This window comes from Mariniflexile sp. TRM1-10 (assembly GCF_003425985.1).
In the GTDB taxonomy this organism is placed as follows: Bacteria; Bacteroidota; Bacteroidia; order Flavobacteriales; family Flavobacteriaceae; genus Mariniflexile.
In genome coordinates this window covers 4,257,645-4,274,123 of record NZ_CP022985.1, presented here as the reverse complement: position 1 = coordinate 4,274,123, position 16,479 = coordinate 4,257,645, and the positions used below count along the sequence as shown (strand labels likewise).

General features: G+C 34.9%; 12 protein-coding genes. 1 reads left to right on the top strand and 11 read right to left on the bottom strand.

Going from position 1 to position 16,479, the window contains the following annotated elements:
- Positions 1–148: 148 nt before the first annotated feature.
- Positions 149–1,780, top strand: coding sequence for an ABC-F family ATP-binding cassette domain-containing protein (locus CJ739_RS17745; protein WP_117177750.1), 1,632 nt, complete (start codon positions 149–151; stop codon positions 1,778–1,780).
- 73 nt (positions 1,781–1,853) lie between these two features.
- Here CJ739_RS17745 and CJ739_RS17740 read toward each other — a convergent pair whose 3' ends face one another.
- The 11 genes from CJ739_RS17740 to uvrA all read right to left on the bottom strand — a co-directional run bounded on the left by CJ739_RS17740 (position 1,854) and on the right by uvrA (position 16,449).
- Complete coding sequence (locus CJ739_RS17740; RefSeq protein WP_117177748.1) at positions 1,854–2,093, bottom strand: putative signal transducing protein; 240 nt, start codon at positions 2,091–2,093, stop codon at positions 1,854–1,856.
- 181 nt (positions 2,094–2,274) lie between these two features.
- Positions 2,275–4,701, bottom strand: a complete 2,427-nt coding sequence (gene pheT / locus CJ739_RS17735) for a phenylalanine--tRNA ligase subunit beta (RefSeq protein WP_117177746.1) — start codon at positions 4,699–4,701, stop codon at positions 2,275–2,277.
- 453 nt (positions 4,702–5,154) lie between these two features.
- Positions 5,155–5,706, bottom strand: coding sequence for a DinB family protein (locus tag CJ739_RS17730; protein WP_117177744.1), 552 nt, complete (start codon positions 5,704–5,706; stop codon positions 5,155–5,157).
- Positions 5,707–5,764: 58 nt separating this feature from the next.
- Positions 5,765–6,271: a Crp/Fnr family transcriptional regulator gene (locus CJ739_RS17725; protein ID WP_117177742.1), complete on the bottom strand. Its 507-nt coding sequence runs from the start codon at positions 6,269–6,271 to the stop codon at positions 5,765–5,767.
- 30 nt (positions 6,272–6,301) lie between these two features.
- Positions 6,302–6,412, bottom strand: a complete 111-nt coding sequence (locus CJ739_RS20800; RefSeq protein ID WP_503553229.1) for a lipoprotein — start codon at positions 6,410–6,412, stop codon at positions 6,302–6,304.
- 31 nt (positions 6,413–6,443) lie between these two features.
- Positions 6,444–6,914, bottom strand: coding sequence for a hypothetical protein (locus tag CJ739_RS17720; RefSeq protein ID WP_117177740.1), 471 nt, complete (start codon positions 6,912–6,914; stop codon positions 6,444–6,446).
- Between the two features lie 6 nt (positions 6,915–6,920).
- Complete coding sequence (locus tag CJ739_RS17715) at positions 6,921–7,301, bottom strand: DoxX family protein (RefSeq protein ID WP_117177738.1); 381 nt, start codon at positions 7,299–7,301, stop codon at positions 6,921–6,923.
- Positions 7,302–7,327: 26 nt separating this feature from the next.
- A complete protein-coding gene (locus CJ739_RS17710; RefSeq protein WP_117177736.1) occupies positions 7,328–9,739 on the bottom strand; it encodes an alpha-ketoacid dehydrogenase subunit alpha/beta in 2,412 nt (803 codons plus the stop codon).
- Positions 9,740–9,911: 172 nt separating this feature from the next.
- A complete protein-coding gene (locus CJ739_RS17705) occupies positions 9,912–12,743 on the bottom strand; it encodes a gluzincin family metallopeptidase (protein ID WP_117177734.1) in 2,832 nt (943 codons plus the stop codon).
- Positions 12,744–12,843: 100 nt separating this feature from the next.
- Entirely contained in the window at positions 12,844–13,533 is a 690-nt protein-coding gene (locus CJ739_RS17700; protein WP_117177732.1) for an LOG family protein, read from the bottom strand.
- Between the two features lie 66 nt (positions 13,534–13,599).
- The gene (gene uvrA / locus CJ739_RS17695; protein ID WP_117177729.1) at positions 13,600–16,449 is read right to left on the bottom strand and encodes an excinuclease ABC subunit UvrA; all 2,850 of its coding nucleotides are present in this window, start codon (positions 16,447–16,449) and stop codon (positions 13,600–13,602) included.
- Positions 16,450–16,479 lie beyond the last annotated feature (30 nt).

The following is a 16,479-nucleotide window of genomic DNA, read 5'->3' as shown; positions in this document are numbered from 1 at the left end:
AATGCGTTGTTAAATGTTATGAGGTACTAATTCATTCAAAAATGCACATTTTTTTTGAATCTCCAAGTATTACTTTTAAAATTAAGCAACTAAGTTTCGACTTACGGTTTGAATTTTTTACTTTTGCAGCAAAAATAAAATACCCACTATGTTATCAGTATCAAACCTTTCGGTTCAATTTGGCAAACGCATTCTTTTTGATGAAGTAAACACAACGTTTAATACAGGAAATTGCTACGGGATTATTGGTGCAAATGGTGCTGGAAAATCAACTTTTTTAAAGATAATTTCTGGTAAACAAGACCCAACTTCTGGACATGTCCATTTAGAAGCAGGAAAGCGTATGTCTGTTTTAGAACAAGACCATAATTTATATGATGCACATACCGTTTTAGACACTATTTTAATGGGAAATAAACCATTATATAAAATTAAGACGGAAATGGATGCACTTTATGCTGATTATTCAGATAAAAATGCCGACAGAATAGGAGAACTTCAAGTACTTTTTGAAGAAATGAATGGTTGGAATGCCGATAGTGATGCCGCTGCCATGTTATCGAATTTAGGAATAAAGGAAGAGTTTCATTATACATTGATGGGCGATTTGGATGGAAAACAAAAAGTACGTGTGCTTTTGGCGCAGGCATTATTTGGAAATCCAGATGTGTTAATCATGGATGAGCCTACCAACGATTTGGATTATGAAACCATCTCTTGGCTCGAAAACTTTTTAGCTAATTACGAAAACTGTGTGATTGTGGTATCTCACGACCGACACTTTTTAGATGCCGTTTGTACACATATTTCAGATATCGACTTTGGAAAAATCAATCATTATTCAGGTAATTATACTTTTTGGTATGAGTCGTCTCAATTAGCAGCACGCCAACGTTCACAGCAGAACAAAAAAGCCGAAGAAAAGAAAAAGGAATTAGAAGAATTTATCCGTCGTTTCTCTGCCAATGTTGCTAAAAGTAAACAAGCAACCAGTAGAAAAAAGATGATTGATAAACTTAATATTTCAGATATAAGACCCACCAGTCGTCGTTACCCTGCCATTATTTTTGAACGCGATAGGGAAGCAGGTGATCAAATTTTAAATATCCAAGGGTTAACCGCATCAAGTAATGAAGATGGTGATATTTTATTCAAGAACATTGATTTAAACCTTGCTAAAGGCGATAAAGTAGTTGTGTTTTCAAAAGATTCTAGGGCAACCACCGCTTTTTACCAAATACTAAATAATAAGGAAAAGGCAGATGCAGGTACGTTTGATTGGGGTGTAACAACAACACAAGCATACTTGCCATTAGATAATAGCGAGTTTTTTAATAACGATTTAACGTTGGTTGATTGGTTACGCCAATGGGCACAAACCGAAGAAGAACGCGAAGAAGTAAACATTCGTGGGTTTTTAGGGAAAATGATTTTTAGTGGCGAAGAAGCTTTAAAAAAATCGAATGTGCTTTCTGGAGGTGAAAAAGTACGCTGTATGTTAAGTAGAATGATGATGGTAAGAGCCAATGTATTGATGCTGGACGAACCGACAAACCATTTAGATTTAGAAAGTATAACAGCGTTTAACAACTCGCTTACCAATTTTAAAGGCACCATGTTGTTTACAACGCACGATCACGAGTTTGCACAAACAATTGCCAATAGAGTCGTAGAGCTAACGCCTAATGGTGTTATCGATAGATATACCACGTTCGATGAGTATATGCAAGATCCAAAAATTAAAGAGTTGCGTAATAAAATGTATGCAGTTACAGCATAAATAAACACCAAATTCAATAAAAAAGAGCAATTTTAATTTAAAAACCGCTCTTTTTTATTGGGATAATTTTTAATTAGGATTTTAATTCTTTTGTTACCTTATTAATAATTTCAGTAGCTCTTTCAAGTTCATCTTCATGTACAAACACTTCTTGAAAGTCGGGAGCTAATGTTCCACCAAAACCACCTAATATAGCAGATTCCGATTGATCCTTAATGATGGGATTAATGTCCAAAGCATTTAATTCTATTGCAATTCGCTTAACGACAGCAAAATTTCCTGTGTATACCTTTATAAAATTAGAATCTGTCATAATTTCAAGTTATTGAGTTTACTTAAAGATACAAAATATATGTTGAAAGTTTAAAAGTTTAAAAGTTTAAAGTTTCAACCCAACAACCATCAACCAACAACCATCAACCATCAACCAACAACCATCAACCATTAACCATTAACCATCAACCATTAACCAACAACCAAGAACCATCAACCAACTATCTCAGCTCAGCACCCAATTGTGTTTCAAATTGTGTTTGTAGCGTTTTCATGATTTTATCAATTTGCTTATCGGTAAGTGTTTTGTTTTCGTCTTGTAATGTAAAACTAACGGCATAACTTTTTTTACCTGCTGGTAAGTTTTTGCCTTGATACACATCAAAAAGATTCACATCTTTTAATAATTGCTTTTCACTTTGTTTGGCTATTTTGTGAATCGACTCGAAAGTAACGCTATCATCTAACAACAACGCAAAATCACGACGCACCTCAGGATATTTAGGGATTGCCTTAAATGAAATGTTGTTGCGCTTAACAATATTTAGGATGGTATCCCAATAAAAATTGGCATACAGCACATCTTGCGAAATATCAAAATGCTTTAAAATAGGTTTTTTTATCAATCCGAAATCAATCAATTTCATTTTACCTAAACTAAAACTTAAACCCTCACTAAACAAATCGCTTTCAATAGGTAATTCGTTATACCTTGAAATTCCCAAACGTTCCAATAGGCTTATAATATTTCCTTTAAGGAAAAAGAAATCACTTTTTTTATTGGTGGAATTCCAATTTTCAGCATTTTGATTGCCCGTTACAAATACCGATAAATGCTTAAATTCTTCATGCTTGCCGTTGTAACCATGATAGGTTTTTCCAAATTCAAACAGTTTTAAATCGGAACGTCTTCTGTTAATGTTAAACGAAATAGCTTCCAGTCCGGAAAATAGTAATGACTGTCTTAAAACAGATAAATCACCACTTAAAGGATTCAAAATACTGATATTATGTTCCTCTTTTAATTGGTCGCTTAACGCCGCATAATTAGGCGTGGTAAGTGAGTTTGAAAGTATTTCGAAAAAGCCTTGGGATGCCAATTGATTTCCAACCAAGTTCTGTATCTTATGATCTTCAAAACGTGTTGAATTAGAAATAGATGCATTTAGCTTTTCAGTCGTTTTAATATTGTTATAACCGTAAACACGCAGTATTTCTTCAATAATATCGGCTTCACGGGTTACATCGTTTCTGTAAGCAGGTACCATCAAGCCTAAACCTGTTTCGGTAACACTGTTTACCTTAATTTCCAATGAGGTTAAAATACGTTTAATAATTTCCTTCGGGATTTCCTCACCAATTAACTTCTTCGCATTTTCAAAACTTAATCGTACCTGAAAATCCTCAATTTTATTAGGATAAATATCAACAATATCGCTTGTAATTTCGCCACCAGCAACTTCTTGAATTAACAAAGCAGCACGTTTTAAAGCATATTCAGTAATGTTAGGGTCGATACCTCGTTCAAATCTAAATGATGCATCTGTATTTAAACCATGGCGTTTAGCTGATTTACGAACGCTCACTGGGTCAAAATAAGCACTTTCTAAGAAAATACTGGTTGTTCCTTCTGTAACTCCCGAATGTATTCCGCCAAAAACACCTGCAATACACATTGGTTTTTCGGCATCACAAATCATTAAATCGTCTTCATGTAAAGTACGTTCTACACCATCTAAGGTTACAAATTTAGTACCAGCGGCTAAGGTTTTAACGGCCACTTTATTACCGGAAATTTTAGCAGCATCAAACGCATGTAGCGGTTGCCCCAAATCGTGAAGTACATAATTGGTAGCATCCACGATATTGTTAATCGGATTTAAACCAATGGCTTTTAGGCGGTGCTGCAACCAAACAGGCGATTCTTTTACCTTAATGCCACTTATGGTAAGTCCGCAGTAGCGCGGTGCCAATTCTTTATTTTTAACATCCACATCAATTCGCAATGTGCGGTTATCTACATGAAACGCACTTACCGATGGGGTTATAAACTCTAAAGTTGTTTCCTTTTGTATCAATCCAGCTTTTAGGTCGCGGGCAGTACCCAAATGACTCATGGCATCGGCACGGTTTGGTGTTAAGCCAATTTCAAAAACATGATCGTTTTCAACCTCAAAAATAGCAGCAGCAGGTGTTCCCACTTTAATATCGGCATCTAAGACCATAATACCATCGTGTGATTTTCCTAAACCAAGTTCGTCTTCGGCGCAAATCATGCCATGGCTTTCTTCACCACGAATTTTACCTTTTTTAATGGTCCACGCTTCGCCAGTTTCGGTGTATAAAGTCGTACCAATCGTAGCCACAGGTACTTTTTGTCCAGCAGCCACGTTGGGTGCGCCACACACAATTTGCAAAGGGGCATCGTCGCCAATATTTACAGTGGTAATCTTTAATTTATCGGCATTTGGGTGTTGCACACAAGTTAAAACTTCGCCAACAACCACGCCTTCCAATCCGCCCTTAACTGATTGATAGGCCTCAATGCCTTCTACTTCCAAACCTAAATCTGTTAGTAATTCGCTGGTTTGTTCTGGTGTCCAATCAATTTTAATAAATTGTTTTAACCAATTGTATGAAATTTTCATCTGTAATTTTTTATTTTTTTAGTGACCATGCTTCGACAACGCTCAGCACGGGGTTGCAATGCCTTTTTAAGAGTGCAAACCTACATATTTTTTTTCATTTTTCCTTTGAAAATAGCTCCCGAAAGTCGACAAACGACCACTAATTTATAAACAATAAAGAGCGTATGTAAACAGAATGGATTGCTTTTATTTTAGGCGTTACCTAAAGGTTGGGTTAGGAGTTTATCTTGAGCCTTTCGGCTGTGCTCAAGATAAACTAAAGTCGAAAGGTTACAAGTTCTCTCTCCTGCGTCGCTGTGGGCTTTTCACTGCAAATGTGAAACATTCACGATTTCTAATTGATAAAATAGAGTGCATGAATAATCCCTAACGCTGGTTTAATTTGGGAGGAAGTTTTCTAGTTTGTTAGAGTTCGTTATTATAGCTCGAAATTACAAATTTCGTAGCGTGCTGTCAGTCCTTTTTTGTCAGGGCCTTAATTCTATCAATTTGGTTTAAATGTCTAATATTATGGTTTATATAAAACTGATACGTGTCCCCCAATTTAAGTCTAATCAAGCTTGAAATTGAAATCGCTATTTTTATTTTGTTCAAACTCACGTTTCTTGATTGATTCAGTAGGTCTATAAGGTTTATTTGTTGGTTTATAAATTTACCAAGTACACTTTTATCAAGTTTGGCATGCAATGGATTTTTGTCTTTAAAAGTTTTCATTTTATTCAGTTTTTCTTTCGGCAACATACTTTTTGCAAAATAACCTCCCAAAAATCCACTTTTGAATTCTGCTTCACTGTAAGCGGTAGAATTTTTGATTTTCCTTTCAATTTCAGGTAAATAAAAGTCGCCATACAAATTCAAGTGTTCTATACATTCTAAAATATTCCATGAAGTTTTATTTTCTCTCCATGTCAAAGTATTCAAATCATAATTCTTCAGTTTTTCAACTTGGTTAATGATTTGTCGGGTCTGTTCAATAAGCGAGTGTATTAAATTTTCTGATTGCATATCATTTGATATTTTATGCAAAGGTCAAAAATGTATTTTTCATAAACCTTGATTGAGGTCAAGATTTTTTTAGTCGGGACAAAGTTTCGGCACTCATTCTTAAATAGTTAGCAATATACTTGTTAGGAATTTCCTGAAAAAGTTGAGGGCTTCTCTTTAAAACCCTTTGGTACCTTTCTTTTGGCGAATTAGTAAGAATATCAATCTCACGTTCCATCTGTTGAATAACTAGGTTTTCTAAAATTTTCGTCCACAAAACTCGGTTGGTTTCGGTTTTTAAGAAATGGTCAATTTGTGGCTTAGTTATAACTTTTATTACGGTCTTTTTAATAGCCTGAATAAATAGATCGGAAGGTTGGCCTGTTAAAAATGAATCTAAGGAGGCAATCAAATTTTCTTTGTAGCCAAATCTAATGGTTTGTTCTTCATAGTTGTCCAAAACGAAAACCCTTAAACTGCCACTTTCAACATAATATACATTGGTGTCAATACTTCCTTTGACTTTCAGAAATTCGTTTCTGTCTATTGTGATTGTCTTGTCTGAAAGATCGATAATTTCTCTCATTGTTGTTATGTGTCGTTATGATAACTAGTACTAAAACGGCTGGGGCAAACTTTTAGATTTAAAATCTTTAAAGGCTTGTTTTTTTGATATGCAACCAGTAAGCATAATTAAGATTGCCCATAAAATGAATATTCTTTTCATTGCGGTGATTTCGATTTGCTATTTCAGCAAATTACAAATCTTCCAGCATTAAATTATAATCATACTGCAAATCTTCGTGAAGTGTCGAAATTATCTTTTTGATTAATAGCGTCTGGCGATTGTACATATTTAGCAATTGTGTGCTATATTTTATACTAGGAGAGAAATTTTTTAGTTTTTGACAAAAATAGAGAAGGAGTGCCACTTCGGTTTCTTTGTTTTGTGAATACCGAATAAACTTTTTGGTGTTAGTTAAAATTTTACGCGCACTTTTACGAATGTAGAAATAGCTGGCCGTATTTATCAATTCGAATTGCTCGTCTATATAACTTTTAACCGATTCTATATAGCCTTCTTCGTTATGGGATTCGAAAAGTAAATAGGTAAGGAGCTCTTTGTTTTCTTTCTTGAATTTTGCAAGGCGTAAACAAAGCTCTGCCAATTCGTCGTAAGATTTATGACTTAATTCTTTTTTGATCTCAACAATGGAAGCACCTTTCAATTATTTTTATTTTTTATACCCATCTATGGAATATTTACCTGCACCTGTTAAGAAAATAACCAAAAAGGCAACTAAATATAGTATGGCTTTTTCTTTAACATCCATGGGGTCGCTAGCATGTATAACAAAGACAGCAACAAACATGGTGATGATACTCGGTATGGTGGCTAATTTAGTTTTAAATCCTATCAAAATTAAAATAGGGGCAACCACTTCACCTATTAATGCCAAAATTAAAGTGGTGGTTTCACCAACACCAATGGGGTCGGCAAACTTAATAGGGCTTTCAAACAATAAATTTATTTTTGGAATACCGTGCGTAAGCAACATACCAGCAAAACCAATTCTTAGAATTAATAAGCCTAAATCTGTAACGTTTTTATTCATTTTAAATATGGGTTATTTAGTTAAATCTATCGTAATTTTGGAAAAATACTTGGGTTTACTTCGTGCATCACCCCGTAAACAGCTTCAAAAATATCATCTGCTGATGGTTTTGAAAAATAATCACCATCATTACCATACGCAGGTCTATGGGCTTTTGCGGTGAGTGTTTTTGGCTGACTATCTAAATACTGATAGGCATTTTGGACATTTAAAATTTCATTCAAAATATATGCTGACGCCCCGCCCGGAACATCTTCATCAATCACCATAAGTCGGTTGGTTTTTTTGATGCTTTTAACGATGTCGTGATTCAAATCGAAAGGTAATAAGGATTGGACGTCAATTACTTCGGCATCAATACCGAGAGCCATTAAATCCTTAGCTACTTGTTCTACAATACGCAAGGTAGAACCGTAAGATACTAAGGTAATATCTGCACCTTCCTTTACAGTTTCAACAACACCTATGGGCGTTTGGATAGCATTTAGATTGTTTGGTTTTCTTTCTTTTAGTCGATACCCGTTAAGACATTCTACCACAATGGCAGGATCATCACCTTTTAAAAGGGTGTTATAAAAACCTGCGGCTTTGGTCATGCTCCTTGGTACTAACACATTTACACCTCTAACTAAATTCAAAATACCACCCATTTGTGAACCTGAATGCCAAATACCTTCTAAACGGTGGCCTCGTGTTCTAATAATTAATGGGGCTTTTTGTTTTCCTTTGGTTCTGTAGTGTGTTGTAGCTAGGTCGTCACTGATAATTTGAATCGCATAAAGTATGTAGTCTAAATACTGAATTTCGGCAATAGGCCTTAATCCGCGTAAGGACATGCCAATACCTTGGCCAACAATGGTGGCTTCTCTTATGCCTACATCGGCAACCCTTAGTTCACCGTATTTTTCTTGTAAACCTTCCAAACCTTGATTAACATCGCCTATATTTCCGGTGTCCTCACCAAAAATAAGTGCTTCAGGATAGTTGCTAAAAATACTATCGAAATTATCTCGAAGAATAATACGACCATCAACTAATTCTGCATTCTCATCATAAGTAGGTTTTACTTCTTTTATAAGGATATTAGATCGATTGGTTTCAGAATATAAATGGGAACTAAAATTAGGTTGAATGTTTTCGAAGGCTTTGTTAATCCAATTGCTAAGTAATTCTTTTTCTGGAAAAGATTCTTTAATAATATGTACTAAGGTTTTTCTTGCGCTTGATAAAATATCTTTTCGCGTAGGTTCATCAATGGCAGCTAAATTATCTTTTATTTTTTCTATAAAAATACCGTTAGCGCTTTGAGGTGCTACTTGTTTTAAAATGGAAACTAATTCGCCTTGTTCTTTTAGTACGGGTTTTAAAAAGGTATTCCAAGCATTTTTTTTAGCCTCTCGTACCTCGCGCTTTATGGTTCTTTCAATTTCTAAAAGGGATTCGTTGGTTGCAATGCCGCTTTCAATAATCCATTCACGCATTTTGGCGTTGCAATCGTGGTTGGCTTCCCAAGCTAATCGCTCAGCATTTTTATAACGCTCGTGCGAACCAGACGTAGAGTGCCCTTGGGGTTGTGTTAATTCTAGAACATGTATTAAAACGGGCACATGTTCTTCTCGAGCTATAACAGCAGCTTCTTGGTAGGTTTCTACTAGATTGGCATAATTCCAACCTTTAACCCGTAATATTTCAAAACCTTTTTGTTTATCATTTCTTTGAAAACCTTTTAGAATTTCTGAAATATTTTCTTTAGTTGTTTGATGCTTGGCATGTACCGAAATACCGTATTCATCGTCCCAAATACTAATAATTAAAGGGACTTGTAAAACACCTGCTGCATTTATGGTTTCAAAAAACAATCCTTCGCTAGTACTTGCATTTCCGATGGTACCCCAAGCGACTTCGTTTCCATTAATTGAAAAGTTAGAAGCATTAATACCTTCTACTTGCCTGAAAACTTTAGAAGCTTGTGCCAGCCCTAATAAACGAGGCATTTGAGCAGAAGTAGGGGATATATCGGCACTAGAGTTGTATTGTTTTGCTAAGTTTTTCCAACTACCATCGCTGTTTAGACTATGGGTTGCAAAATGTCCGCCCATTTGCCTGCCAGCAGACATAGGCTCTAATTCTAAATCTGTATTGGCATATAAACCAGCAAAAAACTGTTCGATAGTAAGTTCGCCTAAAGCCATCATAAATGTTTGGTCTCGGTAATATCCCGAGCGCCAATCACCTTTTTTAAAGGCTTTTGCCATGGCTAATTGAGGCACTTCTTTTCCGTCTCCAAAAATCCCAAATTTAGCCTTACCTGTTAATACTTCACGGCGACCTAATAAACTACATTCACGACTTTTTACAGCGATTTCATAATCGTTTAAAACTTCTGTTTTAAAATCTTCAAATGATATATTGTTTTTTAAGTCTGGAATAGTGTGCATAAGTGAAATGCTTTAACTTCTGCAAAAGTAGTTAAAGTTTGCGGGTTTTACAATTAAAATATCAAAGCAATTAATTATGAAATTCTTAAAAATTTTAAATTTTCAAATTTTAAATCATCAATTATTCAATAGAATTTCAAATAAACTAATTATTATATAATGGTTTTAACATTTAGTACCAACGACGTCTAAATAAACCTAAAAGTGATTGAGGGTCTACGGTAAATTTAAATCGTATTTTCTGGTCGTAATTTGGTTGACCTATTTCCCAACCTAAGTTTGAGTATAGTGGTAGGTAAATTTCAAAATAATCGGTCACTAAATTAATCCTAATGCCAGAGTCATAAACAAAACGTGTATTATCAAATTTGTTTTTAACCAATCCCACATCGCCATATAGTAAAACATATTTCCATAAGGTGGTGCTTGTGTTTAAGGATGTCATCCATTGATTGGCAAAAGGTGTATTTAATTTTGATTTAAAGCCCCCTTCGGCATCAATATATTGCTGGCTGAAGATACCTGAAGCTTCCGATCTTCCTAAATAGGGGTATTCAAATAAATAATCGGTTGGCCTATCTAATGCAAAACTAAAATAGTTGGAATTAGGGTCGTTATTGTTTTTTAAAAATGTACCGGCAAAGAAGCGCAGGTTTAATTGTCGATTGCTTTCAAACAAGCGGCGGTATTCATAATTAAAAGAAACTTTGCTAAAGTTTTTTGCAATTTGTAAATCGGTATACCACTTATTAAAATTAATTAAATTGTCATTTGAATCAATATAACGTGCATTAAACACTCCGTAATTAGGTTCGTTTGATGTTAAAATATTATTGACATCTTTATCTCTGTGAATGTCCACATACCTTAGTGTGAGGGATTCCTTTTTGTTTGAACGGAAATCGTCTTTTCTTCTGAACAAGAACATTAATGAAGGTGATAGTTGCCTAACGAATAAATTTTCGGCATAAGATACATAGCCACCACTCATGCCATAACTAATGGCATACAAATCGGTGTTTTCCAAATAATGCGTCATAGACACAAACGCCGACCCGGTAACTGTTCTGGATTTTAAAGAATATTGAGGTTCAATACGGTAATTGAATAGTTTTCTTAAAACAGTTTTATTATAAATTCTTAAACCAAGTGTAAAACCGTCGTAAATATTATTAAATTCCGCTATGGGCATAAAAAATACTTGGTTGTAGTATGGATCTTCAATGTCTTGGAAAAGCCTAAACTGTAATGGTTTATTATTAAAAAAGAAGCCTTTTAATGATTTCCAATTATTACGTGCATTAATTTCAGGAATTATACTGTTGTAATTTAAAACCAGTTTGTTTGCGTCGTTTCTAGGAATGGTAATAGTTTTATTTTCTTTAATATTTTCTATCCATGTTTTTGATATGATGCTATCATTGTTTAGAGCGTATAGCGAAACAGGCATGCTGTTATCTTGCTTGTTTGTAATGGTTAATGTAATGGAATCTTCAGTTTTGAGAACCTTTTTTATTTTGAAATCTAATTTTTTTCGAGTCTTTAAATAATCGGTAAAAAACCAATCGATGTCTTTATCGGTTTTAGATTTTATATAAGCTTCAAAATCTTTTGTGGTTACAGGTTTTAACTTATTTTTAATAACAAAAGAAGACAAGCTGTTTTCGACAATATCATGATTTATAAAATCGTCTAAATATTTCAAACCTACACCAGCTTTGTATTTATTGGCAATACTATTATTAAACTTTAGCAAGGAGTCTTTTGGCATTGTTAGGGGCTGATCTCTATTGGTTCGAGCCATTAACATGTATGCTAAATTATATTTATCATTAAATTTCATGTCGGCTGCATGAAATGATCGAATTCCCCAAAAGTCTGCTAAACTTCCTAAAAATTTCATGTTTGGGTAATGCGTATCCACATAATCCATTAAATAATAAATTTGAATACCATCGAGCAACCACTGGTCGGTTCTTGGGTTTATCAAAAGGGTGTTTTCCAAGTAATTGCGTAGAGCAACTTTTAAGAGCTTTAGTTCATACTGAAAGTGGGTGGGATATGGCTTAATAAAGCCTGGTAAAAAATTTAAACCATAAATAGGATCCTTATTATAGTCAATCTTAGTTAAAAGAAGTTGTTTGTGCGGATAATCTTTAAGTTTTTCTTGAATAAAGGTTGTTACTCTTTCAGTAATTAAAACTTTGTCAATTATTTCTAAACCTTCATCATCGATATTTGTGATAAGGGAAAAATCACCTTTTTGTATCGTGTTGAATGTTGAAGTTTTATTTAAGAATAATTTATTACTTACTATATTTGTTCCTTCTAGTATAATTGATTGTTTGTTAGGTAATTGAGTCCAGTTTCCTGCATTTAATTCTGAAGTTAATTTGTACCCCAAAGGATATTCTATTTCAAGACGTACATCAGCAGCGGGAATGTATAAGTCGTCTAAATCCTTATTGCTATAATACTGCCATTGCCCGTTGTAAATCGCGGGTGTAATATACCAATATCTTAAGTTTACATCGCCCGTACTTGTTATGCCGTAGCTAGTAAATTTATCGCTTGGTATTTGCACTAAATATTCCAATTGGATATTATAGAATTCATTAGGCTTTAATGGGGTTTTCAATTCAACTTTAACAATGTCTATTTGATTTTTTAATTGCTGAAAAACCAAATCTTCATTATTCTGTTTGATGGAAGTGATGACCGAATAACCTCTTTCTTCATTTTTAGCTAAATGGAATACGTTTTTGTACTCGTCTGCTATTCTCTGTGCAAGTGGTGTTTTTTTTGTTGAATAACTATTGTTCCAATCGTTTAAATAAATGGTTTGAAGCTCGTCTTGTGTTGTGTTTTGGTACTGAATAGTTTGTGATATTTTTATTTGCTTTTTTTCAATATCAAAAGCAGCTTTCAAGTCAATTTTGTTTTGACCAAAGCTTGCATTACATACTAAAGCAAATAGAACACAACTGAAAAGGCGTAATTTCAATTTAATTTTAAACGTTTTAAGGTTAATAAATCATAAGGCGCTGCAAGATAGTAAAATATACGTGCCAAGTAAGTTTATATGCAGATTCGTTATTAAAGAATTAGAAATTAGGACTTAATCCCGATTCATTATAGAAAGCATCGAGAATGGCTACTACTTCGTCTTCGTTATCAACAAGATGAACTAAATCTAAATCTTTAGCACTTATATTTTCAAAAGATTCTAAAAGTGTGGTTTTTATCCATGCTAATAACCCTTCCCAGAATGTCGTTCCTACTAAAATAATAGGAAACTTTTCAATCTTATGCGTCTGAATTAAAGTAATAGCTTCAAAAAGCTCATCTAAAGTACCAAAACCACCTGGCATGACAACAAAGCCCTGTGAGTACTTTACAAACATTACTTTACGTACAAAAAAGTAGTCGAAATCCAAACTTTTATCGGCATCGATATATGGGTTGTCGTGCTGTTCAAAAGGAAGTTCTATGTTTAAACCCACCGAAGTACCGCCACCTAAATGCGCGCCTTTATTACCTGCTTCCATAATACCGGGACCACCACCTGTAATGACACCATAACCAGATTCCACAATACGTTTTGCTATTTTTTCTGCAAGTAGATAATAGGGTTTTTCCGGTTTTGTTCTAGCAGAACCAAATATGGACACACACGGACCGATTTTACTAAGTTTTTCATAACCATTAACAAACTCTCCCATGATTTTAAAAATGGCCCACGAATCGTTTGTTTTTATTTCGTTCCAAGCTTTACTGTGTTTTTCTAATCGCATAGTATGTTGATGTATTTATTCGTTGATTTCTTTAACTCATAACTCATAACTCATAACCCATAACTCTTAACTTTTAATCGTCAATTGTGCCAGTTCTTTTTTAAGAAATTTAGCAGTGTAGCTCTTTTTGTGGTTCGCTACCTCTTCGGGTGTGCCTTCAACTATTATTTCTCCGCCATCTTTTCCGCCTTCGTACCCAATATCAATAATATGGTCTACGGTTTTAATAACGTCTAAATTATGCTCAATAATTAATACCGTATTGCCCTTATCTGCCAGTTTGTTTAACACAATCATTAACACTCGAATATCTTCAAAATGCAGTCCTGTTGTGGGTTCATCTAAAATATAAAAAGTATTTCCTGTATCGCGTTTACTTAATTCTGTAGCTAGTTTTATGCGTTGCGCTTCACCACCAGAAAGCGTGGTACTTTGTTGTCCTAAGGTTATATAGCCCAAACCGACATCTTTAATGGTTTTGAGTTTATTATGAATTTTAGGAATGTGCTCAAAAAAAGGAACTGCTTCGTTAATAGTCATATTCAACACATCGCTAATACTTTTTCCTTTATAGCGAATTTCTAAAGTTTCACGATTAAAACGCTTGCCTTGGCAAGTTTCGCACTCCACATATACATCGGGAAGAAAATTCATTTCAATAACCCTTAAACCACCACCTTGACAGGTTTCACAGCGTCCGCCTGCAACATTAAAGCTAAAACGACCTGCTTTATAGCCACGAATCATAGCTTCTGGGATTTTAGCAAATAAGCTACGGATTTCGTCGAAGGTTTTAGTATAAGTTGCTGGGTTGCTTCGTGGTGTCCTTCCTATCGGCGATTGGTTAATATCAATGACTTTATCGATGTGTTCCAAGCCTTTAATGCTTTTATAAGGCATTGCTTTTTTTACACCATTAAAATAATAGGCGTTAAGAATAGGGTATAGGGTTTCGTTGATTAAAGTCGATTTTCCGCTGCCTGAAACACCTGTAACACCAATCATTTTTCCTAAAGGAAATTTAACCGAAACGTTTTTTAGATTATTACCGGTACAGCCCTTAAGCTCCAGAAAATGCCCATTGCCTTCGCGACGTTTTTTTGGGATTTCAATTTGTTTAGTGCCGTTTAAATAATCGGCCGTTAAGGTATGGTGCGTTAAAAGTTCTTTAGGTGATCCAATGCTGATTATTTCACCACCATATTTTCCTGCTTTGGGACCAATATCAATCACATAATCAGCCCGTTCTATCATGTCTTTATCGTGTTCAACCACAATGACCGAATTTCCAATATCACGAAGTGAAATTAACGAATTTATTAGTTTTTCGTTATCGCGCTGATGCAACCCAATGCTTGGTTCATCTAAAATATAAAGCACACCCACCAATTGCGAGCCAATTTGAGTAGCTAACCGAATGCGTTGCGCTTCCCCGCCCGATAAGGATTTTGAGCTTCTGTTTAGCGCTAAATAGTCTAAGCCCACATCCAATAAAAACTGTAACCTGGCTTTTATTTCTTTAAGAACTTCTTCAGCAATTTTAAATTGTTTTTCAGAGAGGTGGTTAGGTAAATCATTAAACCAAGTGGTTAATTCTACAATATCGGCATTGGCAAGCTCTGCGATGTTTTTATTGTTTATTTTGAAATAAAGGGATTCTTTTTTAAGACGCGACCCTTCACAATCTGGACATGTCACTTTATCCATATAGTCTTTTGCCCAACGTTTTAACGATGTAGATTCGGCAGTTTTGTATTGGTTTTCAATAAAATTTGCTACGCCTTCAAAATCTATTTTATAATCGCGGGTAACACCCAACGTTTTGCTTTCAACCGAAAATTTTTCATTCCCTCCATATAAAATCATCTGTTTTGCTTCTTCGGGAATATCTTTGTAAGCATCGGTTAATTTAAAGTTAAAGCGTTGTGCAATGGTTTCAAACTGTTTAAAAATCCAACTGTTTTTTTCGGGTCCGTGCGGTGCTAAGGCGCCTGCTTTGATAGAAATACTATTGTCTGGAACGATCTTTTTTTCATTTACTTGGTACAATGTTCCAATCCCGTTGCAGGTTTCGCAAGCTCCTTTTGGCGAGTTGAATGAAAAATTATTAGGTTCGGGGTTGGGATATGAAATTCCTGAAGTCGGACACATTAAATTTCGACTAAAATAGCGTGTTTCATTGGTGTCTTGATCTAAAATCATCAACACATCATCGCCATGGTGCATGGCTGTGTTTATGGTTTCTGTAAGGCGTTTATCGTTGTCAACAGAATCATCAATCACCAATCTGTCTATAACAATTTCAATATCGTGCATTTTATAACGGTCTAGCATCATGCCTTTGGTCAGATCTTTTATTTCGCCATCGGCTCTAACCTTTACAAAACCTTGCTTTGCTATTTGTTCAAATAGTTCGCGGTAATGTCCTTTACGCGAGCGAATTACCGGCGCTAAAATATTAATACGCTTTCCTTTAAAATCGCTGACAATGAGTTCTTTAATTTGCTCATCACTATAACTAACCATTTTTTCGCCTGTATTGTAACTATAAGCGTCACTGGCACGGGCATACAATAGGCGTAGAAAATCGTAAATTTCGGTAATGGTACCAACCGTAGAACGGGGTGATTTACTAGTTGTTTTTTGCTCGATGGCAATTACGGGACTCAAACCATCAATTTTATCAACATCAGGGCGTTCCAATCCACCTAAAAACTGCCGTGCATATGCCGAAAATGTTTCGATATAGCGGCGTTGGCCTTCAGCATAAATAGTGTCAAAAGCTAAAGATGATTTTCCGCTACCAGACAAGCCCGTAATAACTACAAGTTTCTCTCGAGGAATGGATACATCTATGTTTTTAAGATTGTGAACTCTAGCTCCTTTAACTTCAATAAAATCGTTGAATTGGCTCATATATTGACAAAAGCGCAAAGGTACTGATTC